This is a genomic window from Anaeromyxobacter dehalogenans 2CP-C (assembly GCF_000013385.1).
GTDB lineage: Bacteria > Myxococcota > Myxococcia > Myxococcales > Anaeromyxobacteraceae > Anaeromyxobacter > Anaeromyxobacter dehalogenans_B.
Map to the genome: position 1 here is coordinate 4,414,062 of NC_007760.1, position 23,306 is coordinate 4,437,367.

The window sequence follows — 23,306 nt, forward strand, 5'->3', positions numbered from 1 at the left end:
TGAGCGTAGGCCGTGCCGCAGGCACGGCCGGAGTCGAAGGGTCGTGGTGAGCTTGTCGACCCACGAGCGCCCGAACGGCTACGACAAGTCCCGCACCGACTCGGTGAGCCCCGCCACCGCGGCGGCCACCGCGCGCTCGATCTGCGCGCGGACCTCCTCGGTGACGTTCGGGTCGTCGTCGGCCAGCACGTCGAGCTGCTCGGCCACGTAGGCGGCCAGCGCGGGCTGCACGCTCTCGAGCGGCGGCGGCTCCTTCTCCACCGCGCGGAGCTGGTGGTACTCGACCGCCCCGAGCCGCTCGCCGAACGCCTGGTCGAACATGGCCCAGGCCTCGAACGCGAGGTCCTGCGCGGTCACCGCGGCGGCGTCGGGGAGCGGCGCGGCGTCGAGCCAGGCCGCGAGGTCCGGCTGCACGTTCTGGAAGCGGTCGCGCCGGCGCTGCAGCTCGCGCGGCGCGGCGGCGGCCAGGTTCTTCCACACCGCCTCGACCAGCTCCCGCTCGAGCACGTCGCCCTCGCCGGCACCGCGCTCCGGCAGCTCCGGCGGCGCGGCCGGCTCCGGCACCACCTCGGGCGCATCGTCGAGCGCGCCCAGGCCCGCGGCGAGGCGGGCCCACAGGCCGAACAGGTTGGAGTAGAGCCGGCGCGCCGCCTCCGGCGACTCGAAGCGCGGCTCGTCCTGGAAGATGCCGGGGATGACCGCCGAGCGCGGCTCGCCCGCCGCCTGCGCCTGCGTGAACATCGCCACCACGTCCTCGGCGCGGTTCTTCGAGCCGGCGCGCTCGAGCAGCGCCGAGAGCACCTCCGGCCCCTCGTACACCGGCGCGATCCCCGGCGTGGCGTCCTCGCCCTTCCCTCGCCTGCGGCTCATGCATCCTCCGTCGGCCGGTGGACCCGGCCCGAGACGCGGCGCAGGATCGCCCGGGGGACCAGGCGCGACGCGGCCGCGGTGAGCTTGTAGATCGGGTGCGGCACCCACACCACCTCGCGATCGCGGAGCTGCTCGATCGCCTCGAGCGCGGCCGCCTCGGCGGTGAGCATGCCGGGCGGCTTTCCGAACCGGCCGCCGGTGCCCGCCACCTCGCCGAACTCGGTGTCCACCGGCCCCGGGCAGAACGCGCCCGCCCACACGCCGCTGCCGCGCAGCTCCTCGGCGAGCCCCTCGGTGAACGAGAGCACGAACGCCTTGGTGGCGCCGTAGACGGCCGTGTACGGGGTGGGCTGGAACGCGGCGGCCGAGGCGACGTTCAGGATCGCGCCGCCGCCCGCCGCGCGCAGCTCGGGCAGGAACGCGTGCGAGAGCAGCACCAGCGCCTCGCAGTTGACGCGCAGCATGGCCGCGAGCCGCGCCGGGTTGGCGCGCTCGAAGCGGCCGTACTGGCCGAGGCCGGCGTTGTTGACGAGCAGCCCGGCGCCGCCCAGCCGCCGCGCCGCCTCGACCAGCCGCTCCGGCGCGCCCGGCGCGGCGACGTCGAGCGCGAGCGGGTGGATCTCGGCGCGGCCGGCCGCGTGCGCCTCCGCGGCGAGCGAGCGGAGGCGGTCCTCGCGACGGGCCACCGCCAGGACCGGCCGGCCCCGGCGCGAGAGCTCGCGCGCCAGGGCGAGGCCGATGCCGGCGGAGGCGCCGGTGACGACGGCGAGCGGCTCGGGTGCGCCGGGCGGGGCCATGACGGGCGAGTGTAACAACCCCGGGCCGGGAAGGCCCGGGGGCTCACCCGGACGCGGCGGCGCGGCAGGGCCGCGCACCCCGGACTTCACTCCTCGTCGTCGTCGTCCGCCATGCCGAGGCAGCCCGGGCCGGGGCCGTGCATCATGCCCATGCCGGGCCCCATGCCCATGCCCTTGCCCGGGCCGGGGCCGCCGCGGCGGAACTTCATCATGCCCGGGCCCATCCCCGGCCCGAAGCGGCCCTGGAAGCGCTCCAGGAACAGGACCGCGCGGGCGCGCTTCTCGGGGGAGAGGTCCTTCGTGACGGTCGCGATCACGTCGCGGTCGATCGCCTGCAGCTGCGCGCGGGCGTCGAGCGCCGTCTTGATGGCCTGATCGACCTCGCCCGCCGGCACCTTCTCGCCCTGCGCGGCGCGGCGGAGCACCTGATGCGCGTCGTGCATCTGCTTGTGCACCGCGAGCCGCCGGTCGTCGAACTTCGCCACCTGCTGCCCGAGCTTCAGCGCCTGGTCCGGCTCGAGGTCGAGCGCCTCGGCGAGGCCGAGCGTCCGGGTGAGCCGCATGCGCCGCTCCATCCTTTCCGGATCGCCGCGCGGGGGCATCGCCTGAGCCCCCGCCTGTGCGCCCGCCTGGCCTCCGCCGGGCCCCGGGCCCGGCCCGCGGCCGCCCTGGGCCAGGGCCGCGAGCGGCAACACCACCAGCACTGCGAGGAGCTTCCTCATCGCCTTCCTCCTTCTTCGTGGGTTTCCGAACGGTGAAGGACGACCCTTCACCCACCGTCGTACGCGACGAGCGCCGCCGAGTCCTGGCCGCCCCAGGAGGAGGACGTCTCCTCCAGCGAGAGCACCTCGGTGTCCTGCCAGAGCGTGTCGAGGTCCGGCTCCTGCCAGCGCTCCGCCTCGGCCACCTCCGCCGGCGCGGCCGCGCGGCCGGGCAGCCGCTGCCGGACGGCCACCGGCACGATCACCAGCGCCGCCGCGGCGGCCAGCGCGAGGAGCCCCAGCGCCAGGCGGCGGCCGGTGCCGAGCGCGCGGAGCGTCCGCGCGGCGGGGCGGCGCGCCGCGAGGGCCGCCGAGGTGGACTCGGCGAGGCCGTCGAGCGCCCGCAGCTCGGCCTCGCCCGGGGGCGGCAGCCGGGCCGCGGACAGGAGCGACGCGGTCCGGGCGGCCTCGGCGCGGCAGCCGGCGCAGGCGGAGAGGTGCCGCTCCAGCGCGGCGGCCTCGGGGCCCTCCAGCGCGCCGGCGGCGTGCAGCGAGACGGCGAGGGACTGGTCCCGGCAGGCGGTCACGGCGACTCCTCCTCCCCGGCGAGCGCCTGGAGGCGGCGCACCGCGTGGTGGAAGCTCACCTTGGCGGAGTTCTCGGTGGTGCCGAGCGCGGCGGCGATCTCGGAGAACGGCAGCTCGGCGTCGATGCGCAGCGTGAGCACCTCGCGCTGCCGTCGCGGCAGGGCCAGCACCGCCCGGCGCACCCGCGCCTCGCGCTCGGCGCGGACCGCCGCCTCGTGCGCGGCCGGCGCGGCCCCGACGTCCGGACCGATGGCCTCGAGCGGCGCGCGCATCCAGCGCGTCTCGTCGCGCAGGTGGTTCTTGCCCAGGTTCACCGCCACGCGGACGAGCCAGCGGCGGAACGGCACCGCGCCGGCGCCGCCGCGCGCCAGGGTGCGGCGGGCCGCCTCGAAGGCGCGCAGGAACGTGCGCTGCGCCAGGTCGCGCGCGTCCTCCGGGGTCCGCGCGTACCGGCGCACCAGCGCGAGGACCAGCCGCTCGTGGTGGCGGACGACCTCGCCGAACGCGCGGTCGTCGCCGGCCAGGAACGCCGCGACCGCCACCTCGTCGGAGATCGGCGCGGCCGCGCCCGGAGCCGCGGCGGGGCCGGCGGACGCCGGCGTGCCCGGGCGCGCACCGCCCGGCACCACCCGGAGCACCGGCCGCCCTCTGTCCACGTCGTCCGCCATGCGAATCCCCGGGGTCACGCCTGGCAAGACCCCTTGCCCGTCCAGAGGTTAAAGACTAATCCTGCGGCCCGGATTCCAACCGATTCGAAGGGGTTCCCGCATGCTGGACCTCAAGGCCGTCGCCGCCGACTTCGAGAGCTTCGAGCGCCGCCTCGCCCGCCGGGGCGAGGGCGCGGTGCAGGCGCTCGCGCCGGTGAAGCCGCTCGCCGCGCGCCGCCGCGAGCTGAACGTGCTCCTCGAGAAGCAGAAGAAGGAGCAGGCCGACGCGAACGCGCGCATCCGCGAGCTGGCCCGCACCGACAAGGGCGCCGTGGAGGGCGCGCGCGCCTCGCTGCGCGCGCTCGGCGACGAGGTGAAGAAGACCGAGGCCGAGCTCGGCGAGGTCGAGGCGGAGCTCACGCGCCTGCTCATGCTGGTCCCGAACCCGCCGCACGACTCGGTGCCGGACGGCAAGGACGAGCACGACAACGTGGTGGTGAAGACCTGGGGCGAGCAGAAGGCGTACGGGTTCACCCCGAAGCCGCACTGGGAGGTGGGCGAGGCGCTCGGCGTGCTCGAGTGGCAGCAGGCCGCGAAGCTGTCCGGCTCGCGCTTCACCATCCTGAAGGGCGCGGCGGCGCGGCTCGAGCGCGCCATCGTCTCGTTCTTCATCGACGTCCACACCTCGCGCGGCTACACCGAGATCCTCCCGCCGTACCTCGTGACCGGCGAGACCATGACCGGCACCGGGCAGCTCCCGAAGTTCGAGGAGGACCTGTTCAAGACCACGAACGAGCCGCCGATGTACCTCATCCCCACGGCGGAGGTCCCGGTCACGAACATGCACCGGGACGAGATCTTCGAGGCGAGCGCGATGCCGGTGTCGTACTGCGCGTTCAGCCCGTGCTTCCGCGCCGAGGCCGGCTCGGCCGGCCGCGACACCCGCGGGATCATGCGCCAGCACCAGTTCCACAAGGTGGAGCTGGTGAAGCTCTCCAAGGCGGAGGAGAGCTACGCCGAGCACGAGAAGATGCTCGACGACGCCTGCGAGGTGCTGCGCCGGCTCGGGCTGCACCACCGCGTCTCGCTGCTCTGCACCGGCGACATGGGCTTCTCCTCGGCCAAGACCTACGACATCGAGGTGTGGTGCCCGGGCCAGGGCGCCTACCGCGAGATCAGCTCGGTCTCGAACTGCGAGGACTTCCAGGCCCGCCGCATCCGCGTGCGCTACCGCGGCGAGAACGGCAAGCCGCGCCTCGCGCACACGCTGAACGGCTCGGGCGTGGCGGTGGGCCGCACCATCGTCGCGATCCTGGAGCAGTGCCAGGAGGCGGACGGGACCGTGGTCATCCCCGAGCCGCTCCGGCCGTACATGGGGGGCCTCGAGCGGATCGCCGCCGAGACGTTCCCGCGGGGCGTGGAGCGGTAGTCCTTCCCCCGCTCATCCCGAGCGTAGGCCGGGCCCCTCGACTCCGGGCCGCTTCGCGGCCCTACGCTCGGGGTGAGCGCAACGATAGGGGCACGGCCGGAGTCGAGGGACGCTCGGGATGAGCGCACTGAAGACGCGCTACAATCCCGGCCGATGGCCCTCTACGCCGCGCGCTGGGAGCGTTCGCTCAAGGTGAGCACGGCGCTCTTCGTCGGGCTCACCGCCGCCGGCGCCGCGGTCACGATCTTCGTGGCGCGCCACCCCGAGACGCCGGAGCGGGGGCTGGCGGGGCTGTTCTTCGCCGGGATGCCCGTGTTCATCCTCGCGACCGCCGTCCTCGCCTGGGCGCTCGCGCCGACCGGCTTCGAGATCGAGACCGCGCTCATCCGCGTGGAGCGGCCGCTCCTGCCCATCGAGATCCCGCTCCGCGAGGTGCGCGAGGTGGAGCTGCTGGCCCCGGGCGCGCTCGGCGGCGCCATCCGGCTGCTCGGCACGAGCGGCGCGTTCGGCCACTACGGCCGGTTCCGCTCGCGCACGCTCGGGAAGTTCCGGATGTACGCGACGCGGGGCGACGGCCTGGTCCGCGTGACCACGGACCGCGACACGTTCGTGCTCTCGCCGGAGCCGGCGGAGCCGTTCGTCGAGGAGGTGCTCTCCCGGTCGGCGCGCGCGCGGCGGGTGAAGCCGGGCAGCCGGTTCGGGCCCCGGCCCGATGTCCGCTCACCCTGAGCGTCCCTCGACTCCGGCCGTGCCCCGATCGTTTCCGCTCACCCCGAGCGTCCCTCGACTCCGGCCGTGCCCCGATCGTTTCCGCTCACCCCGAGCGTAGGGCCGCGAAGCGGCCCGGAGTCGAGGGGCCCGACCTACGCTCGGGATGAGCGGATCGGAGTCGAGGGGCCCGACCTACGCTCGGGATGAGCGGATCGGAGTCGAGGGCCCGGCCTACGCTCGGGATGAGCGGATGGGAGTCGAGGGGCCCGACCTACGCTCGGGATGAGCGAGAGTCGAGGGGCCCGGAGTCGAGGGGCACCTCGATCACCACCTCGGCGCCCGCCCCCGTCTCCGCGACGTAGGCCCGCCCGCCGTGGCCGCGCGCGATCTCCGCCACGATCGCGAGCCCCAGGCCCGCGCCCTCCGGGCCGGCGGCCTCGCCGTTGCCGCGCTCGAACGCCTGGAACACCCGCTCCCGGTCGCCGGGCGCGATCCCCGGCCCCTCGTCCTGCACCGCGATGCGGACGAGGTCGCCGGCGCGCGCCAGCCGGATGGTGACCGGCCGGCCGCGCGGGCCGTGGCGGATGGCGTTCGAGAGCAGGTTGTCGAGCGCCTGGCGCACGCCGGCCGCGTCGAACGTGGCGGGCAGCGCCTCCGGCCCCTCCACCTGCACCAGGATCCCCTTCGCCTCGGCCGCGGCGCGGGCCGCCTCGGCGGCCTCGTGCGCCGCCTGGACCAGGTCGCCCGCGGTGCGGTCCCAGGCGCCGCGCCCGGCGGTGGCGAGGTCGAGCAGGCGCGTGGCGAGCCGGGCCAGCCGGTCCACCTCGCGCCGGGTCTCGTCGAGCGTCTCCACCAGCTCCGGCGCCTCGCGGCGGCGGCGCAGCGCGAGGTCGATGGAGGTGCGCATGAGCGTGAGCGGCGTGCGCAGCTCGTGGGCGGCGTCGGCGACCAGCCGGTCCTGCGCCTCTCGCGCGCGCCGCAGCTTCGCGGTCGCGTCCGCCACCACCCGGCCCAGCGCGGCGATCTCGTCGTCGCCCTCGGCCGCCGGCGGGGCCGCCTCGAGGTTCCCCTCGCGGAGCGCCGCCATGTGGCCGGTGAGCGCGTTCACCCGCCGCGCGAGGCGCCGCGCGTGGAACGTCTGGAGCAGGAACAGCCCCAGGCCGAGCAGGAGCGCCATCGCGAACCCGGTGCGGCGGAACGCGTGGACGGTCTCGTGCACGCCCTCGAGCGAGGCGGAGAGCTCGAGCGCCCAGCGCGCGCCGTCCGGGCTCGTCACCGCCACCGTGAGCACGCGGTCCCGCCCGCCGTGGTCCGCCCGAAGCCGCGTGGCGAGCCGCGGCTCGGGCCCGAGGCCGACGGGCGCGAGGCAGTCGTCCACCAGGCCCGCCGGCGCGTCCTCCGGAAACACCAGGATGCGGGTCCCCGCCGCGTCGTAGAGCGCGGCGGCCGGCGCGAAGCGGGTCAGCGAGCCGCGCAGCGGCGAGGTGGCCATGTGCAGGTGGGGCTTCCCGCCCGGCGCGTCGAACAGCGACACCGCCTCGGCCGCCGCCTGGCCCATGAGCGCGTCGTCGAGCGCGCGCTCCAGGCTGGCGCGGAACAGCTCGCCGGCCGCGAACGCCGCCGCGAGCATGCCCAGGAGCGGCACCACCGCCCCTAGCAGCCAGAGGCGCGCCGCCAGCTTCACGCGGCGCCCCCCGGCGGCACCACCAGCCGGTAGCCCACCCCGCGCACCGACTCGATGCGCACGCCCGGCGCGCCGAGCCGCTCGAGCTTGGTGCGGAGGTAACCGACGTACACGTCCACCACGTTCGAGTTGCCCTCGAACTCCTGGCCCCACACCGTCTCGATGAGGCGGGTGCGCGAGAGCACCTCGCCGGCGTGGCGGGCCAGCTCGGCGACGAGGCCGTACTCGCGGGCGGTGAGCGTCTCCGACCTCGCGCCCACCACGAGCGCCCGCCGGCGGGCGTCGAGCGTCACCGGGCCGAGCGCCGAGACGTCGGTGGCGCCGCCGCGGCGGTGCAGCGCCTCGATCCGCGCCAGCAGCTCGTCGAAGTCGAACGGCTTCACCAGGTAGTCGTCGGCCCCGGCGCGGAGGCCCGTGACCTTCTCGCCGGTCGAGCCGCGGGCGGTGAGCAGCAGCACCGGCGTGCGCAGCCCGCGCGACCGCCACTCGCGCAGCACCGAGATGCCGTCGAGGTCGGGCAGCGACCAGTCGAGCAGCACCACGTCATAGGCAATGGACGTCGCCTGCTCGCGGGCCCCGAGGCCCGTGCCGCAGACGTCCACCTGGTGGCCTTCCTCGGCCAGGCCGCGCGCCAGCACGCGCGCGACCCGGTCCTCATCCTCGACCAGCAAGAGCTTCATGCATGGGCTCCGCCGGCGATGATCCCTCGGCCCGGCGCGAGAGCCAAGGATAGAGCGCCGGGAGCACGAGGAGCGTGAGGATGGTGGAGGTGACGAGGCCGAACGCGACCACCGTGGCGAGCGGGCGCTGCACCTCGGCGCCCACCCCCGTCGCGATGGCCATGGGGATGAAGCCCAGCGCGGCCACGAGCGCCGTCATCAGCACCGGCCGGGCGCGCTCGCGGGCCGCGGTCGCGGCCGCCTCCGCCGGCGAGCGCCCCTCGGCCTCGAGCGCCACCAGCCGGTTCATGAGCACCACGCCGTTCAGCACCGCCACGCCCGAGAGCGCGATGAAGCCGACCGCCGCGGAGATCGACACCGGCATGCCGCGGGCCCAGAGCGCGATCATCCCGCCCACCGAGGCGAACGGGACGTTCATGAAGATGACGAGCGCCGGCTTCAGCTTCCGGAACGCCGCCAGCAGCACGCCCACGATGAGCACCAGCACCACCGGGATGACCACGCCGAGCCGCCGCTTCGCCTCGTTCAGGGTCTCGAAGGAGCCGCCCCACTCGATGCGGTAGCCGGCCGGCGGGCGCACCTGCGCCGCGACCGCGCGCTCGGCCGCGCCCACCACGCCGCCCAGGTCGGAGCTGCGCACGTTGAAGCCGACCACCAGCCGGCGCTCGGCGTCCTGGCGCGAGACCAGGCTCGGCGCGACCTCGCTCGACACGTCCGCGACGCGCGAGAGCGGCACCAGCGCGCCGCCCGGCGCCGGCAGGCCCAGCGACGGGAGCGTGAACGCGCTCGCGCCGTCGCCCAGCCGCAGCACGATGGGGATGCGGAGCGGGCCGTCGTAGGTGGCGCCCACCTCGACGCCGGTGCGGACCGCCGTGACCGCGTCGAGCACGTCGCGCACCGTGAAGCCCGCCGCCGAGACGTCGAGCGGCCGCGGCCGGACCTCGAGCAGCGACACCGCCGGCGGCGCGTAGATGCGCACGTCCTCGGCGCCCTTCACCTGCTCCACCACTCCCGTCACCTGCTCGGCGAGCGCGCGGAGGTCGGCGAGGTCCTCGCCGTACACCGAGATGGTCACGTCGGCCACCGAGCCGCCCAGCAGCTCGTTGAAGCGCATCTGGATGGGCTGCGTGAAGGCCGGGTCACCGCCCGGCGCCTCGCGCCCGATGGCGAGCTCCACCTCGCGGATGAGCTGGTCGCGGGTGAGGCCCTTCCGCCACTCCGAGCGCGGCTTCAGCGTCACGAACACGTCCGCCTGCTCGAGCCCCATGATGTCGGTCGCGACCGCCGGGCTGCCCACGCGCGAGACGACCCGCGTCGCCTCCGGCACCTGCGACAGCACCGCCGCCTCCATCCGCCCCGCCTCGCGCACCGCCGACTCGAGCGAGATGTCCGCCGCGCGGGTGGTCTGGATGACGAGGTCGCCCTCGTCGAGCTGCGGCACGAACTCCGAGCCCGCGGACAGGAACAGCGCCACGCCCAGCGTGAGCAGCGTCACCGCGCCCGCCGCCACCGCCTTCGGGCGCGCCAGCGTGCGGTCGAGGAGCGGCAGGTAGAGCCGATCGAGGAGCCGCACCAGCGGCGGCGGGCGGCCCGGGATGTCCTTCGGGCGGAGCAGCAGCGCCGCCGCGGCCGGGATGAAGGTGACCGAGAGGACGAGCGAGGTGAGCAGCGCGAAGACCACCGTCAGCGCCATCGGGCGGAACATCTTCCCGTCCACGCCGGTGAGCGACAGCACCGGCACGTAGACGAGCAGGATGATGAGCACCGAGAAGAACACCGGCGTCGCCATCGAGCGCGTCACCTCGCGCACGTGCGCCGCCATCTTCTCGCGCCCGCCGCGCCGGTCGGCCGACGCGAAGGTCGCCGCGGCCACGCCGTGGAAGATCGCCTCCACCATCACCACCGCGCCGTCCACCACCAGGCCGAAGTCGATGGCGCCCAGGCTCATCAGGTTGCCCGGGATGCCCAGCAGCACCATGGCGCCCGTCGCGCCCAGCATCGAGAGCGGGATGGCCGAGGCCACCAGCAGGCCCGCGCGGAACGAGCCCAGCATGAGGAACAGCACCGCCACCACCAGCAGGCCGCCCTCCAGCAGGTTCTTGAAGACCGTGTGGAGCGTGCCCTCGACCAGCTTCGAGCGGTCGTAGACGACGTCCACGGTCACGTCGTCCGGGAGCGCCTTGCGGACCTTCGCCATCGCGTCGTGGACGCGGTCCATCACCTCGAGCGCGTTGTCGCCGCGGAGCATCTGCGCCATCAGGTAGACGGTCTCGCCGTGGCCGTTCTTGGTGGCGGCGCCGATGCGCGGCATCGCGCCCACGCGGATGTCCGCCACCTCCGCGAGCCGCACCGGCGGGAGGTTGCCGCCCTCCGGGTGGACGAGCGCGTGCGCGAGGTCGGTCGGGTCCTTCGGGAGCGCCACCGCGCGGAGCAGGGACTGCGCCGAGCCCGCCGGCACGCTCGCGCCCGCCGCGGTGCCCGTCGCCTGCTCCAGCGCGCCGCGCAGGTCGGCGAGCGTGAGCCCGCGCTGCGCCATCCGCACCGGATCCGCGCGGACCTCGAGCGTGCGCTGCTCGCCGCCCCAGGTGTTCACCTCGACCACGCCCGGCACGCTGCGGAGCAGCGGCGACACGCGCAGGGTCGCCATCTCCAGCAGCTCCGCCGGCGTGCGGCGGTTGGAGGAGATGGTGAAGTGGAAGATCTCGCCCAGGCCGCCCGTCACCGGGCCCAGCTCCGGCGCCGAGACGCCGTTCGGCAGCGCCACCGTGTCGAGCCGCTCCTTCACCACCTGGCGGGCGCGGTAGGTGTCGGCGCCGTCGTCGAAGACGGCGGTCACCGAGGAGATGCCGTAGCGCGACAGGCTGCGCTGCTCCACCATGCCCGGCACGCCGCCCAGCGCCGCTTCGATGGGCCGGGTGACGAGCTTCTCCACCTCCTCCGGCGTCAGGCCCGGCGCGCGCGTCAGCACCAGCACCTGGTTGGTGGTGATGTCCGGCATCGCGTCGAACTTGAGGCGCGCGCTGAAGATCGCCCCGACGATCGCCAGGGCCACCGTGAGCGCGACCACCAGCTTGCGGTGGTCCACGCACCACGCCACCAGGCGTCCGATCACGGCCGCTCCTCCGCGCCGGCCAGCGCCGCGTCCGCCGCGACCTCCGCGCCCGGCTCGATGCCCTTCACGAGCGCGTCCGCGCCCGACGTCGCGAGCACCTGCACCGGGAGGCGCTGCGGCTTCCCCGCGACGTTGCGGACCACGTAGGCCTGCTTGCCGTCGAGCGCGACCGCGCGGGCCGGCACCGCCGCGGCCGCCTCGCCCATCTTCACCGCCAGGCGCGCCGAGAGGCCCGCCGGCAGGCGCGCGCCGCCGTTCCGGCCCGCGAACCAGGCCGCCGTGGTGCCGTCGCGCGGATCCACCACCGGCGCGCGGCCCAGCAGGTCCACCGGGTGGCGCGTGCCGTCCGGCAGGATGAGCTCGAACTTCGCCGTCGGGGGCGGCGCGTACGCCAGCCGCGCCTCCACCCGCGTCTCGCCGTCGGCGGCGACCCGCGCGATCGGCTCGCCCGCCGCCTCGCGCGTCTCGCCGATGGAGGCCTTCACCTCGTGGACCATGCCCGAGATCGGCGAGCGCAGGCCCACCTGCCCCGAGCCGTCCAGGATGCGCCGCGCATCGGCCGCGCCCAGGTCCGCCGCGCGCAGCGTCGCGAGCGCGCTCTGCTGGTCCGCGCGCGCCTCGGCGAGCTTCGTCTCCGACTCGAGCAGGTCGGAGAGCTTCACCAGGCCCTCCTTCTTGAGGCCGTCGAGCTGGTCCTTCCGGCGCTGGTAGGCCTCGAGGCGCGTCGAGGCCGCCGCGTAGGCGCCCGCCGCCTGGACCACCTCCGGCATCACCACCTCGGCGATCACCTGCCCTCGCGCCACCTTCTCGCCCGCGCGGACCGAGATCTTGGTGATGCGCGCGCGGAACGGCGGCGTCACCGCCGCGACGCCTTCCGGAGCCGGCAGCACCGTCGCCGGGGCCTCCAGCAACGAGACGCCCTCCGCCGCGCGGGCGCGGACCCACGGCGTGCGCGCGCTCGTCGCCGCCGCCGGCGTCGTGTCGGCGGCGCCCGGCTGCTGCTCCTTCGCGAGCTTCAGCGAGGCCGGCTCCGCCGGCGAGGCCTGCGACGGCTGTGCCGGCACCGGGCCCGGCTCCTTCGAGCAGGCCGCCAGCGCGACGAGCGCCGCGGCGGCGAGGAGGGACGTGCGAGGGATTCGGTTCACGGCGTGACTCCGGTGCTGCGGGGTTGCGAAGGTTCGGGATCGCGCCCGTCCGGGCTAGGTGATCCGCTCACCCTGAGCGTAGGCGGGGCCGAAGGCACCGCCGAAGTCGAAGGGCGAGCGGCGGCGTCCGCCGAAGTCTGACCGTCCCCCTCACCCTGAGCTCCGCTCACCCTGAGCGTAGGCGGGGCCGCAGGCACCGCCGAAGTCGAAGGGCGAGCGGTGGGCGGCGCCCCATCCGTCGGCACCAGCGCCACCAGCATCGCGACCTTCGCGCGCGCCCAGGCGTGCGCCGCCCGCGCGCGCAGCTCGCGCGCACGCGCCGACGCCGCGCTCCGGCGGGCCACCAGGACCTCGACCACCGTCGCGTCGCCCGCGCGCATCGCCGCCTCGCGCAGCCGGGCGCTCTCCGCCGCGGCCGGGACCAGCGTCTTCTCCAGCGCGTCTAGGACCTCGCCCGTGTGCTCCACCTCGTGGAACGCGCGCGCCAGCTCCGTCACCGCGCGGCGCGACGCGTCCTCCGCCTCGCCCGCGCGGCGGGCCGCCGCCGCGTCGAAGGTGGCCGCCTCGCGGTGGCCCCGCTCGAACACCGGGAAGGTGAAGCCCACGATGCCGTAGAGGACGTCGTTCCCCGCCGAGTCGCGCTGCGCGCGCGCGCCCAGCTGGAGATCGAGGCCCCGCGCCGAGCGCGCCTCGGAGGCGCGGGCCCGGTCCGCCTCGGCAGCGAGCTTCTCCGCGCGCGCCGCCGGCAGCGCCGCCGCACGCGCGATGAGCGCCGGCCACGCCGCGCGCTCCGGGACCGTCGCCATCGGCAGCTCGCCCGAGGTCGTCATCGGCAGCGGCGTCGCCCGGCCCACCATCTCCGCCAGGCGGAAGCCCAGGTCCGTCACCTCGCCCTCGACCGAGAGCGACGCCAGCCGCGCCTCCGCCTCGTAGGCGTCCGCGTCCGCCGCGTCCGCGCGGGTCAGCGCGGCCGCCTCCGCCGCGCGGCGGGTGCGGGCCGCCAGATCCATGGCGAGGCCCAGCTCCTCGCGCGACAGCTGGAAGGCCGCCTCCGCCGCCCACATGTCCAGCCACGCCTGCGCCGCGTCCAGGCGGCGCGAGAGCGCCACCGCGCGCGCCTCGTCGCGGAGCTGCTGCTCCTCGGTGCGGGCCGCCTTGCGGCGGTTGCCCGAGAGGCCCGCCAGGTTGAAGGATTGCGTCAGGGCTACCTCGCCCTCCAGCCGCGGGTTCGCGTCCCTGGTCGAGAACCCGGGCTGGAGGACGAGTGAGGGGTTGGAGGTGAGCAGGCCAATCTTCGAATTGCCCTCGGATTTGACCGAGACCGCGCGCTCCGCGCCCGCGACCGAGGGCGCCTCGGCGGCGAGCCCCAGCGCCTCGTCGAAGGTGATGGCGTAGACCCGCTCCGGCGCGAGCGGGGCCATCCGGTGCGGCGGGGCTTCGTGGAACTGCGGCGAGGCCGGGGGGACCGGGCCGGCGACGACCAGGAGCGAGAGGAGAAGGACCGAGGAGGGCATCATCGCGGGCCGTGTTCTGCCGCGGCCGGCGCGCCGCGGCATGGGTTCCCCGTGAGAAGGCTCTCAGAAAAGTGCCTTTAGAAGCGGCATGTTGTCGCAAGCCGAGGCGGGACGGCGGGCTCCGCTCACTCCACCGCTCATGCCGCCGTAGGCGCGCGGCCCGCCACGATTCCTCAACCCCGCTCATGCCGAGCGTAGGCCCGCACCAGAGGTGCGGGCCGGAGTCGAGGCACCCCCACCCGTGCGTGCGCAGCCCCTCCCCATCCGCTCGTGCCGGCCGTCCACTCTCCGGTGCGCCGCTTTACCCCTCCGCTCATGCCGAGCGTAGGCCCGCACCATAGGTGCGGGCCGGAGTCGAGGCACCCTCCCCCTCCGGAGCCGAGGCACCCCGCCCTCCGCGGCACGTCCAGGCCCCGCCCCCGCTCCCCCCGTTCACGGAGCAGGGGGAGCCGGGCGAGGACGATGCCGCCGCCCCCCACCGCGCCGCCGGCAGGTCTCGGTCCCAGCAGCGGAGGGGGGTTCGTGCTGGGGCCTACGACCCGCCGACACGGAGGTGCCCGCCGGCCTTGCGGGGCGCGCAGCCGGCGGGTGCGACGAGGTGGGGGACGGCAGGCATCGAGGAGGACCGTACGAGAGGGCGCCCGGCCACTGCATGGGAGGCGGATGAGGCCGCTCTCACGCGCGCCGCGCCCCCGCCGCCCGCCCCTGCGTTCTCCGCTTGATCCCCGGACGGCGGTGCCGTATATGGGCGGACTCCGAGCGCCGGACAGGATGCCCCCGGGGCCCGGAAGCAGACGGAACGAGGACGGATTCGCGGTTTTCGGAGGAGTGGCCGAGCGGTTTAAGGCGGCGGTCTTGAAAACCGCAGAGGGTTCACGCCCTCCGAAGGTTCGAATCCTTCCTCCTCCGCCAGGACAGAAGGAGCGGAAGAAGGGTTCTGGAAAGGTGGCCGAGAGGCCGAAGGCGCTGGTTTGCTAAACCAGTATACGGGGTGACCTGTATCGAGGGTTCGAATCCCTCCCTTTCCGCCAATCTCGCAGCACCGCAGGACCCGCAGCACCGCAGCACCCCGCCCTCCCTGGGCGGCACAACCGAATAGGCTTTGCGCCCTTAGCTCAGTTGGATAGAGCGTCGGACTACGAATCCGAAGGCCAGAGGTTCAAATCCTCTAGGGCGCGCCAGAATCGAAGGCCCCGCAGGCAGTCGGCTGCGGGGTCTTCGTATTTCTGCCCACCCCGCCGTCCATTTCGTCGTTACCCAGATCGGTCTTCGAATGCGCGCCAGCCACTCTGCGCACCAGGACCCCTGCTGGTCCGGGGCAACAGCTACGATGAGAGCTCGTCGAGCAGCGCCGTGAGGACATGCTCCTCCAGCACAGCCCGACCGTTTTCACGCATTGCTGCAACGAGCTCGGCGTCCCAGCCCGCCGAAGCTGCGCCCACTGCCCCAAGAATGGGACCACTTGGCGAGGCTGCCGAACCCGCCCGGTAGTCGGTCACCCCCATCCGCCACGGTGACGCCCCAACGACGGCAGCGAGCTGTCCCACGATCCGCAACCCGGCCCAATCGAAGTCGGCGTGCGCGAGTAAGCGAGCGCCGCCGGCCGCGAGCCCGCGCAGGAGTTCCAGCGCCGCGGTCGAGGGGACTCCCTCGGCGCAGACGAGCGCAGCGCACCGTCCGCCGAGCGCATCGGCGGCCGCCTCCACGACGGAAGGGTTTTCGCAAACGTGCACTGTCGTGCCGGGATCGACGCGTAGTACCGCGCGCTTCACCTCGCGCAGCGTCAGCCGACGCGGCTCGCCGGCATCGGCTGACCTGCGAAGCTGCTCCGCGATCCATCCGTCCCGAGGACGGACTCCGAGTACGAGCACATCCGAAGACAGCGCATCGCAGTCGATCCCAACCTCGCGCCAAAGCGCGCGCCGTCCCGCGGCGGAGGTGGGCGCCTCATCCGTCCCAGCGACCGCGGCTGCGGCCTGAAGCACGAGCCCGCCGAGCGGCGTTCCCGCGTCGAGCCGTGCGCGTCGCCAGCGGTTCGAGCCGCGAACACGGCCAGCAACTCTCCCCCAGCCGGGAGCGCTCGCGCGACGGTCAAGGCCGCTCCGAGCAGGGTGGAAGGCTCGAGCCCCGCCGTCCCGGCGGCCCGCGCAACACCGCCGTTGGCGCGAACCCGATCGAGCCATCGGCAGAGATCCTCGCGGCCTTCGCCGCGGCATGCGCTGAACGCGTCAGCCCACATCCGCTCCCGCTCGCCGCGCGCGTTGCGCCGCTCAGCCGAACGATCGCGCAGGGGGCCACCCATCGCCTCGAGTACTTCGCGCAGTGACGCCGCGACGGCGCTCTCGCGGAATGCCTTGTCGAGCCGGTCGAGGTCGAGCCGGTACCTCCCCTCCGGTGCCCGGGGAAGCCCGAGAACGCCGGCGAGGACGTTCCGCTGCTCCGGGTCCATCTCCTCGAGCGTGACCGACCGCGCGGCCCCGCCCGCAGCCTCGACGCGAGCACGCACCACGGCGAGGAGCCGCGTGTACCCGGGAGCCGCGAGGAGGGCGCGGATCCGCGCGTATGCCGCGTCGCTCACGACGCGTCCACCAGGACCCGCTCGCGGCCGTTCCAGAGGAACCACTCGGCGAAGACACCGCGCTGCCCCGGAACCCGTGACAAGTGATACGTGGAGAGTCCGTCCAGCTCCTCGTAGCAGCCCCACTCCTCGAATGACGTCATGACGAAGTCGAGGTCGAACTCGGCGAGCAGGCCCATGAGCTTGCCGCGCGTCGGCCGATCGATGCCCGCGAACGCCTCGTCGAGCGCGATGGCGCGCGGCGCGGTGGGGCCGGCCGAATCGTAGAAGGCCGCAGCCGCAGCGAAGAGCGGCAGGTGGAGCATTACCGCCTTCTTCCCGCCCGATCCGGCGGCATGCATCTTCTTGGTGAGCTTCACCCAGGGTTCTCCCGGAGCGTGGTGCTCGACGTGGAAGCGGTGCCAGCTCCGGTAATCGAGCACCTCGATGAGCCGGTCCTGGAGCGATCGCGTTCCCTCGCCCTCGCGCGCGGCGGCGAGCCTCGTCTCGAGGAACACCCGGAGCGCCTCGCGGTTCCGCTCGGACAGGAGCGTCCCCGACTTGAGGAAGAGCGGAACCGCCTCCCGTGCGTCCTCTTGGGCCAACTCGTCGACGTGCCAGGCGAGCCGCACCTGCGAGCCCGCCGCCGTCGTGCGCGGAAGCAGCGCTTCGTTCATCCGGGCGACGAGCGCCGCCGCTTCGCGCAGGCGTGTTGCGAGGTGGTCGTGGGCCTCCCCCGAGAGGAACCGCTCGAGCAGCGTGCGCTCGTCTTCGGCGAGGAGGTCACGCCGCGAGGCCACGTCGGACTCGACGTCCTCGACCATCGCCCGCGCCGGCCACTCGCGGCCTCCTGTCGCGAACACGTAGGCGAGCACGCCGTCGAGCTTCGCGGAGACGAGCCGCACGTCCGGCGGCAACTGGTACATGAGCTCGTTTGCGCGCTTCACCAACCGATCCTCGGCCTTCTCCCGCTCCTCGGGCGTAGCGCCGTCGGCGACGCGGGCGTCGACCACGCGAGCCGTCTCAAGCGTAACAGTGAAGCTCGACAGGTCCGCGGGGGCGTCGAGCGCCGCTGCCGTGAGGAGGCCGACCCGGGCCAGCGCTTCGAACGCCCGCGCGGCCTCCTGCCGTGCCCCATCGCGCGTCGAGACCACCTTCTCGGCACTCTCGGCCGCGGTACGGAACGCACCCCTTGCCTCGTGCGCACCCGGGAGCGCGCGCTCGGCCGTGGCCCGCTCGGTGTCCACTGCCTGGAGCCGCCCTCGGGTGTCAGCGAGCGCGGCCAGGAGCCCGTCCCGGTCCTTCCCGACAGTCTCGCGGAGCGCCTTCACCCGCGCCGCCGCGCCGGTCGCCTCGCTGGATGCGCCATCTGCCTCCCTTCGCGACCGCTCGGCACGCTGACTCGCTTCCTCGACGAACCTGGCGGCGCGGTCGCCCGCGGCCCTCGCCTTCCAGAGGTCGCCGGCCGCCCGGACGAGTTGCTCTGCCGCGTGCGACCAGGCTTCGGTCAGCCGCGCGAGCGCCTCGGGATCGCGCGCCCACGCCGCGAGCCCATACTCCGCCCCGGCACGATCGAGGCGCGATGCCGCATCCTCCGCCGCTCGCGTCGCGGCTGCCGCCGTTTGCTCGCCTTCGATGTGTCGCCCCCGCGCCGTTGCCACCGCCTCCGCGCTCGTGTCGACGCGCAGGCGAGCCGTAACGGCTAGCTCGCCGCCAGGAAGCGACGCGACCTCGCGCGCGAGTCGATCGGCGCGCTGGGCGATCGCGGTGACCGCCTGGTCGAACGCACCGATGTGCGCGTCCAAAGCGACGATCTTCCCAGTGAGCTCGTCGAGCCGGCGCGCTCGGGCCAGCTCGCGCGAGGTTTCGCCCACCCAGTCGGTCACTTCCTTTGCGTAGGCGCCCGCTGCCGGGCCGAGCCGCCAGCGACCATCCGGCGAGACCCACGCCGCCGTGTCCGGGCCGGGATCCGGGTCGGCCGCACCAACGAGCGCCACCGCCGCTAGGACCTCGGCTACGCGCCGGGCATCTACGCCGCCCGCGGGCGTCGGGACCAGGACGTCGGCCAATGTTCGGCTCGTCCGGACGTGGGCCGGACCTGGCCGCAGGATCGTGTCGTGGGTGCGCGCATCGAGTAGCACGCCGTCCGGCTCGACCCAGGCGTCGAGGAGCCCAGAGGCCTCGAGCGCCGCCTCGAGCCCGGCCCGCTCGTCGGAGGTCTCGACGGCTGGCGCGAAGTCGCAGAGCAGGTACAGCGGCGCGCCCGGCCTTTGGACGGGCCGGGGCTCGCGCCAGTTTGGGGGCGCGGGGTCGACGTGTGGCCGGGCCGCGAGCGCGTCGCGCTCCGCGCGGAGGCGGCCGGCGTCCCCGACGAGGACGTCGCGCCTGGAGACGACGCCCGCCCGTTCCTCCTCGATCTGCCGGCGCCGCGGCGCCGCGACGGCCTCGACGGCGACCCGAAGCGCCTCGGGCGCGGCGCCGCCGTCGTCGCTGCGAGGCTGCGGTAGGGCCTCGCGCGAGAGGACCTCCAGCGACGCGGTCCACCTCCCCACATCGTGCACCCACTCAGCCTCGGCCGCGTCTCGTGCCTCCTCGGCCTTGCGCAGCCGCTCGCGCGCGTCCTCGAGGAGGGCGGCCAAGTCGCGGGCGCGAGCGTCGGCCCGCCTCGCGGTAGACAGGGCGTCATGGTGCGCGGCGGAGAGCTGGCGCAGCCGCCCGAGGACGTCCTCCCGAGCCTCGCGCGCGGCGCCCAGCGCCCCGCCGGCCTCGGCCACATCTCCCTTCGCCGCGAGGGCGTCCACGGCGCCATGTGCCGCCGCGAGCGCCGCCTCTCGCGCACGCTCGAGACCGGAGGTGCGTGCGAGTTCGAACACTAGGGCGAGCCGGTTCACCTCCGTGGCGGAATCCGCGGCCGTCTGGCGAGCGGTCCGCTCGGATTGGACGTCCTCGTCGAGCCGCCGCGCGGCCGACCGCTCGCGCTCGAGCGCCGCGGCGGCATCCGCTTCCGCCCGATCCAGGTCCTGGACCGCCCGGTACGCATCCGAGCCCTCCAGCGCCCGCCGCCGCTCTTCCAGCTCCTGCCGTTGCTCACTCAGCTTTCGGAGCCGATCCTCGAGCTCCGCGCAGTGCGCGGCCGCCTCGTCGCGGGCTGAGGCCTTCTCGCGCGCCTCGGCGCGGGCGGCATGGTAGGCGCTCTCTGCGCGGGTGAGTTCCAGTGCGCGCCCGCGGGCGGCGGCGCGGGCGTGCGCTCGGTGAACGTTCTCGAACCCCCGCAGGGATTCGAGGAGCACCTCGCGAGACTCGAGGTCGGACCGATGGTGATCGAGCCGCTCGAATCCCTCCGCGATGGGACCGATGACGGTCCGATCGAGCGGCGGCAAGCTAGCCGACAGGAAGCGCGAGAGCTGCTCGAGGTCGAGCATCTTGGAGAGCTGCGGCCGCCGAAGTTGGAGGAGGGTCTCGACGAGTGCGTCGTACTGCTCGTCCGGAATCCCGAAGAGCCGGGCGTTCACCGTGCGGCGATAGTCCGATCCGCGCTCGAACACCTGACCTGCCGCTCCCAGCGCCTCGACGAGCTGCGCCCGCGTGAGGGGCGTCCCCTCTACAACCAACGTGAGCGGATCGTCCACGCGAAGCGAGGTCGTGAAGAACCACGGATCCACGTCCGGCGAGCTGCGGCGGGCGCGCAGGCCGCAACCCAGCGTCAGGAACTCGATCGCTCCGGGATCGGCTTGCCGCCCGAGCTCGAGCCAGACGTAGCCGGTACGGCTCTGCTGCTCGGGGTCGGCCTCGTTGAGGAGGTTCCAGCGCATCGGCCGCGCGGTCGACCCGAATGGATCGAGCCGCTGCGGCGCGAGGTCCGCGTCGAGGAGGAACGGGAAGAGCAGCTCCATCGCCTTCGTCTTCCCCGCCTCGTTCTGGCCGCGCAGGAGAATCCGCCCGCGCTCGAAGACGAAACGACGGTCGTCGTACTCCCAGACGTTCTGAATGCCGCCCCGGAGGAAGGTCCAGCGCGCTCCCGCAGGGAGCGGCAACAGCTCCGGTCTGGCAGCTCGGGTCATGGGCGGCCTCCCGTCATCGTCTCCCGGGGCGCAAAGCGCGCCGCCGCTGGTCTCGCCACCACGCCGCCGTCCGGGAGCATCGCGGCGAGGCCGAAGCCGACGAGAAGGCGAACCGCCTCTCGCGCGAGCGCCTCGGCGCCGGCGTCGGAGCGATCGAACTCCTTGGACCACCGGCCCGCGTGCTCCGCCTGGAGCACCTGGATCCGCGCTACGACCGCCCGCCAGAGCACGCCAGGCGGCGGCTGCGCAGGGTGGAGCCGACGTCCCTCTCGCGCCTCGTCGGCGAGCCATTCGCAGAGGAGTAGCGCAGCGTGCTTAACGGTCGAGCCGCCGTCCGGGAATGCGGTGTCGGCGAGCGCGCCGGAGGTATCGATCGCGGCGAGCCCCTCGGCCCGGCGCTCGACGACGAGGCCCGCGTCGCGCTCGAGCCGCTCGTAAAGAAAGCCGCTCCCAGCCGCGAGCCACTCCCGGGCACGCGGCGAGAGGTCGTCCCTGTAGGCGACCGGATCGTCGAGCAGGCGGCGGAAGACCTCGTGCCGCCCTGCCGCGCGATCCCCTTCCTCGGTCCCGGCGCGCTCCTCCTCGGCCATATGTGCAGCGTTCGCGGCGAGGGCCGGCGGACGCGGGGCCGAGAGGAGGCGAGCGAGGAGCCGCTCCCGGACGTCGTAGAGCGCGTCACCGGACGCGCGGTCGCGAACGTACCGCTCGGCGTCTCCGTCCTTGAACACGACGACGCCCAGCTCCCCGAGCAGGCGCAGCACGTCCACGAAGGCGTGGCGCTCGGTGGAGCTTTCCGGGTCGAATGGCGCCAGCGCCACGTCTTCGAGCGACAGCTCGCGAACGCGCTCGGCGAGCCTCGCAAGGGTGACCTGTGCCCCCTCGCCGTCGAGCGCCGCGAGCGCGAGGGAGAAGAGCACGTACCGGCGACGGTCGAACGGCCCCTTCCCCGGCGCGCCCGCGGGCCGGGTGGGATCGGGGCGGACCGGCCGCTTGAGGAGTCGCGCGTGGCGACCGCCCGCGTCCACAACGAGGGTCCACCCTGCGTGATCGGCGAACCAGCGCGCGAGCTCGCCACGGTGGCGCACCACGGACGCGAAGGTCTCCGGGTCCTGGTCCGCGACGAGGAGCGGCCGAGCGAGGAGCACGCGCAGCGCCGAGCGGCGTTCGGCCAGGGCCCGCTCGTCCCGGAGGCACACCGGGGTCACGTCCCCTCCCCCGACGTAGCGGTCCGCCGCGCCACCACCGGCACGACCTGGAGCGCATAATCGAGGCAGCGGAGCCGGCCAGCCGCGGTATCGACCAGCACCCAGGCCTCGTCCGGCGGCGGCGTGAGGACGATGTCGTGCCGCCCGTCGGCGGAGCGGGCCCGCCGCACGCCGGACGCGTGGCGGGGGGCGACCAGCGCCTCCTCGAGCAGCGCGAGCAACTGGGCCAACTCGTTCTCCGAGAGGACGCCCACCGCCGAAAGCCGCTGCGCACCTCGTCCTGCGAACCGGGAGAGCGCGGCGTCCAGCTCCTCCCGCTCGCGGCGCCGCACCGCCGCAATCCAGGCGCGCCCATCCGAGAAATCGAGCGCCGCCGGCGTCCGGCCCGAGCGCGACACCGCTCCGTGCGTGCGCAGCCGGATGGGAACCTCGACGGGCTCGGCGTCCCACCAGGACGCATCCGGCCGAACGCGCTCGGGGTCCTCCTCCGCGAGCGCGAAGTGGCGAGCCGGGTAGAGACCGAAGGCGGTGGCCCACAGCGTGTGCGCCTCGTCGTCGCTCGAACAGGTCGCGAACCAGCGCGCGAGCGTGCGGAAGCTCGCGGCGCGGTCGACGGCGCGGGCGCGGTGCTCGACAAGCCGCTCCAGCGAGCGCGTGAGCTTCACGACCGCTCCTCGCGCTGCATCATGAAGCCGGTCGACGCGGGGGCGGGCGGCCCCGGCGGGCTGGAACCATGCGCGAATACCGTCCCAGTGCGAGCACTGGTCGGCAATCCACCGCTCGCGCGGATCCTCGCCGGGAGCGCCTGGTGGAAGGTCCGCAGCGGTGCTCGCCAGATCCAGGAATCGCTCCGTCCCGACCGCCTCGGCGCTTCGAAAGCGGAGGTCGATTTCGGGCCGGAGCCGGCGCAGGTCCCCGATGAAGCGGCCGAGATAGCCGAGGAGAGCGTGCTTGTGGCCCAGGAACTCGTCCGAGTCGAGCCGCTCCACCGTTGCCTGCCGGTCGAGCTCTGAGAGGAAGAGGTCCGCCTCGGCAGTGAGCGACTCGAAGCCGGCGCGGAGCCGGTGGAGGGCGCGGACGATCGCCGCTGCGTCCCCCGCCTCTACGCCGGTAGCGAGCGCCTCCAAGGCGTCCCGAACCTCGGTGAGCATCGCCGTCTGGAGCGAGCCCGAGCGTCCAACGGTCTCTTCGACCTCGACGACGGCGCGGTGCGCCGCCTCGCCGGCCGGCGTTAGGCGGTAGAGAAAGCGGCGGCGGTAGAAGTCCTCGACGCGCGCGACCGCGCCGGTGTCGTGGGAGCGCTGGAGGTTGCCCCAGGCCACGAGCTGCTCGAGGTGCGCGTCGAGGTGACGCTCGCGGTCCGCGTCGGCTGGACGCTCGAAGAAGAGCGCGAGGCGAGCGATCCCGTCGCGCACGTCCGCGGGGCGGAGCTCGATTTGATAGTGCTCGCGGGCCCGCGCGAACACCTCGATGATCGCGCGGTAGTTCGGCGCATTCTCAGCCGCGGCGACGTAGCGGAACACCGAGACGGCGTCGAGGAGCCGCGGCTCGCGTGATAGCGGATCGCTGGGAATGCTTCCGATGGGCACGTCTCCCCCGCTGTGAA

Annotated in this window: 16 protein-coding genes, 3 tRNA genes and 1 pseudogene; 5 read left to right on the forward strand and 15 right to left on the reverse strand. The window is 74.4% G+C overall.

Features of this window, described 5'->3' with window-relative positions; all coding sequences use genetic code 11:
* Nucleotides 1-78 precede the first annotated feature (78 nt).
* The 5 genes from ADEH_RS19875 to ADEH_RS19895 form a co-directional block, all read right to left on the reverse strand.
* Nucleotides 79-870: a hypothetical protein gene (locus ADEH_RS19875; protein ID WP_011422896.1), complete on the reverse strand. Its 792-nt coding sequence runs from the start codon at nt 868-870 to the stop codon at nt 79-81.
* On the reverse strand, nt 867-1,667 hold the full coding sequence (locus ADEH_RS19880) for an SDR family NAD(P)-dependent oxidoreductase (RefSeq protein ID WP_041453723.1): 801 nt from the start codon (nt 1,665-1,667) through the stop codon (nt 867-869). The genes ADEH_RS19875 and ADEH_RS19880 overlap by 4 nt, the downstream gene beginning before the upstream one ends.
* Before the next feature lie 86 nt (nt 1,668-1,753).
* Nucleotides 1,754-2,389, reverse strand: coding sequence for a hypothetical protein (locus ADEH_RS19885; RefSeq protein ID WP_011422898.1), 636 nt, complete (start codon nt 2,387-2,389; stop codon nt 1,754-1,756).
* Between the two features lie 47 nt (nt 2,390-2,436).
* Nucleotides 2,437-2,955 carry a zf-HC2 domain-containing protein gene (locus tag ADEH_RS19890; protein ID WP_011422899.1) on the reverse strand — a complete coding sequence of 173 codons (519 nt, stop codon included), beginning with the start codon at nt 2,953-2,955 and terminating at the stop codon, nt 2,437-2,439.
* The gene (locus ADEH_RS19895; protein WP_011422900.1) at nt 2,952-3,623 is read right to left on the reverse strand and encodes an RNA polymerase sigma factor; all 672 of its coding nucleotides are present in this window, start codon (nt 3,621-3,623) and stop codon (nt 2,952-2,954) included. The genes ADEH_RS19890 and ADEH_RS19895 overlap by 4 nt, the downstream gene beginning before the upstream one ends.
* Before the next feature lie 100 nt (nt 3,624-3,723).
* On the opposite strand from ADEH_RS19895, the gene serS reads away from it, so the two are divergent.
* Both serS and ADEH_RS19905 read left to right on the forward strand, forming a co-directional pair.
* Entirely contained in the window at nt 3,724-5,031 is a 1,308-nt protein-coding gene (gene serS / locus ADEH_RS19900) for a serine--tRNA ligase (RefSeq protein WP_011422901.1), read from the forward strand.
* Nucleotides 5,032-5,184: 153 nt separating this feature from the next.
* A complete protein-coding gene (locus ADEH_RS19905; RefSeq protein ID WP_011422902.1) occupies nt 5,185-5,760 on the forward strand; it encodes a PH domain-containing protein in 576 nt (191 codons plus the stop codon).
* A 253-nt stretch (nt 5,761-6,013) separates the two neighbouring features.
* Here ADEH_RS19905 and ADEH_RS19910 read toward each other — a convergent pair whose 3' ends face one another.
* Genes ADEH_RS19910 through ADEH_RS19930 form a run of 5 tightly spaced genes read right to left on the reverse strand, consistent with a single transcriptional unit; the run spans nt 6,014 to nt 13,880 of the window.
* Complete coding sequence (locus ADEH_RS19910; RefSeq protein WP_011422903.1) at nt 6,014-7,426, reverse strand: sensor histidine kinase; 1,413 nt, start codon at nt 7,424-7,426, stop codon at nt 6,014-6,016.
* Nucleotides 7,423-8,106 carry a response regulator transcription factor gene (locus ADEH_RS19915; protein ID WP_011422904.1) on the reverse strand — a complete coding sequence of 228 codons (684 nt, stop codon included), beginning with the start codon at nt 8,104-8,106 and terminating at the stop codon, nt 7,423-7,425. The genes ADEH_RS19910 and ADEH_RS19915 overlap by 4 nt, the downstream gene beginning before the upstream one ends.
* Nucleotides 8,081-11,218 carry an efflux RND transporter permease subunit gene (locus tag ADEH_RS19920; protein ID WP_011422905.1) on the reverse strand — a complete coding sequence of 1,046 codons (3,138 nt, stop codon included), beginning with the start codon at nt 11,216-11,218 and terminating at the stop codon, nt 8,081-8,083. Before ADEH_RS19920 ends, ADEH_RS19915 begins: the two co-directional genes overlap by 26 nt.
* A complete protein-coding gene (locus tag ADEH_RS19925; protein ID WP_011422906.1) occupies nt 11,215-12,363 on the reverse strand; it encodes an efflux RND transporter periplasmic adaptor subunit in 1,149 nt (382 codons plus the stop codon). The genes ADEH_RS19920 and ADEH_RS19925 overlap by 4 nt, the downstream gene beginning before the upstream one ends.
* Complete coding sequence (locus ADEH_RS19930; protein ID WP_232287353.1) at nt 12,360-13,880, reverse strand: TolC family protein; 1,521 nt, start codon at nt 13,878-13,880, stop codon at nt 12,360-12,362. The genes ADEH_RS19925 and ADEH_RS19930 overlap by 4 nt, the downstream gene beginning before the upstream one ends.
* An 819-nt stretch (nt 13,881-14,699) precedes the next feature.
* Here ADEH_RS19930 and ADEH_RS19935 point away from each other — a divergent pair.
* From ADEH_RS19935 to ADEH_RS19945, 3 genes are all read left to right on the forward strand, one after another.
* Nucleotides 14,700-14,789: transfer RNA gene (locus ADEH_RS19935), tRNA-Ser, on the forward strand.
* Nucleotides 14,790-14,816: 27 nt separating this feature from the next.
* A tRNA-Ser gene (locus ADEH_RS19940) sits at nt 14,817-14,908 on the forward strand.
* Nucleotides 14,909-14,981: 73 nt separating this feature from the next.
* Nucleotides 14,982-15,058, forward strand: a tRNA-Arg gene (locus tag ADEH_RS19945).
* Between the two features lie 144 nt (nt 15,059-15,202).
* On the opposite strand, the gene ADEH_RS22900 is transcribed toward ADEH_RS19945, so the two are convergent.
* From ADEH_RS22900 to ADEH_RS19965, 5 genes and pseudogenes are all read right to left on the reverse strand, one after another.
* The gene (locus ADEH_RS22900) at nt 15,203-15,649 is read right to left on the reverse strand and encodes a DUF2399 domain-containing protein (RefSeq protein WP_232287354.1); all 447 of its coding nucleotides are present in this window, start codon (nt 15,647-15,649) and stop codon (nt 15,203-15,205) included.
* Nucleotides 15,650-15,784: 135 nt separating this feature from the next.
* Nucleotides 15,785-16,326, reverse strand: a pseudogene (locus ADEH_RS23580) (TIGR02679 domain-containing protein); the annotation flags it as partial.
* Nucleotides 16,327-16,451: 125 nt separating this feature from the next.
* Nucleotides 16,452-20,495, reverse strand: coding sequence for a TIGR02680 family protein (locus ADEH_RS19955; protein ID WP_011422908.1), 4,044 nt, complete (start codon nt 20,493-20,495; stop codon nt 16,452-16,454).
* Complete coding sequence (locus ADEH_RS19960; RefSeq protein WP_011422909.1) at nt 20,492-21,700, reverse strand: TIGR02678 family protein; 1,209 nt, start codon at nt 21,698-21,700, stop codon at nt 20,492-20,494. Before ADEH_RS19960 ends, ADEH_RS19955 begins: the two co-directional genes overlap by 4 nt.
* Complete coding sequence (locus ADEH_RS19965) at nt 21,697-23,289, reverse strand: TIGR02677 family protein (RefSeq protein ID WP_011422910.1); 1,593 nt, start codon at nt 23,287-23,289, stop codon at nt 21,697-21,699. Before ADEH_RS19965 ends, ADEH_RS19960 begins: the two co-directional genes overlap by 4 nt.
* Nucleotides 23,290-23,306 lie beyond the last annotated feature (17 nt).

Coding starts and splice junctions, on each gene's coding strand:
- ADEH_RS19955 (WP_011422908.1), bottom strand. CDS start 20,495: ATGACCCGAGCTGCCAGACCGGAGCTGTTGCCGCTCCCTGCGGGAGCG.
- ADEH_RS19915 (WP_011422904.1), bottom strand. CDS start 8,106: ATGAAGCTCTTGCTGGTCGAGGATGAGGACCGGGTCGCGCGCGTGCTG.
- ADEH_RS19885 (WP_011422898.1), bottom strand. CDS start 2,389: ATGAGGAAGCTCCTCGCAGTGCTGGTGGTGTTGCCGCTCGCGGCCCTG.
- ADEH_RS19895 (WP_011422900.1), bottom strand. CDS start 3,623: ATGGCGGACGACGTGGACAGAGGGCGGCCGGTGCTCCGGGTGGTGCCG.
- ADEH_RS19880 (WP_041453723.1), bottom strand. CDS start 1,667: ATGGCCCCGCCCGGCGCACCCGAGCCGCTCGCCGTCGTCACCGGCGCC.
- ADEH_RS19905 (WP_011422902.1), top strand. CDS start 5,185: ATGGCCCTCTACGCCGCGCGCTGGGAGCGTTCGCTCAAGGTGAGCACG.
- ADEH_RS19930 (WP_232287353.1), bottom strand. CDS start 13,880: ATGATGCCCTCCTCGGTCCTTCTCCTCTCGCTCCTGGTCGTCGCCGGC.
- serS (WP_011422901.1), top strand. CDS start 3,724: ATGCTGGACCTCAAGGCCGTCGCCGCCGACTTCGAGAGCTTCGAGCGC.
- ADEH_RS19875 (WP_011422896.1), bottom strand. CDS start 870: ATGAGCCGCAGGCGAGGGAAGGGCGAGGACGCCACGCCGGGGATCGCG.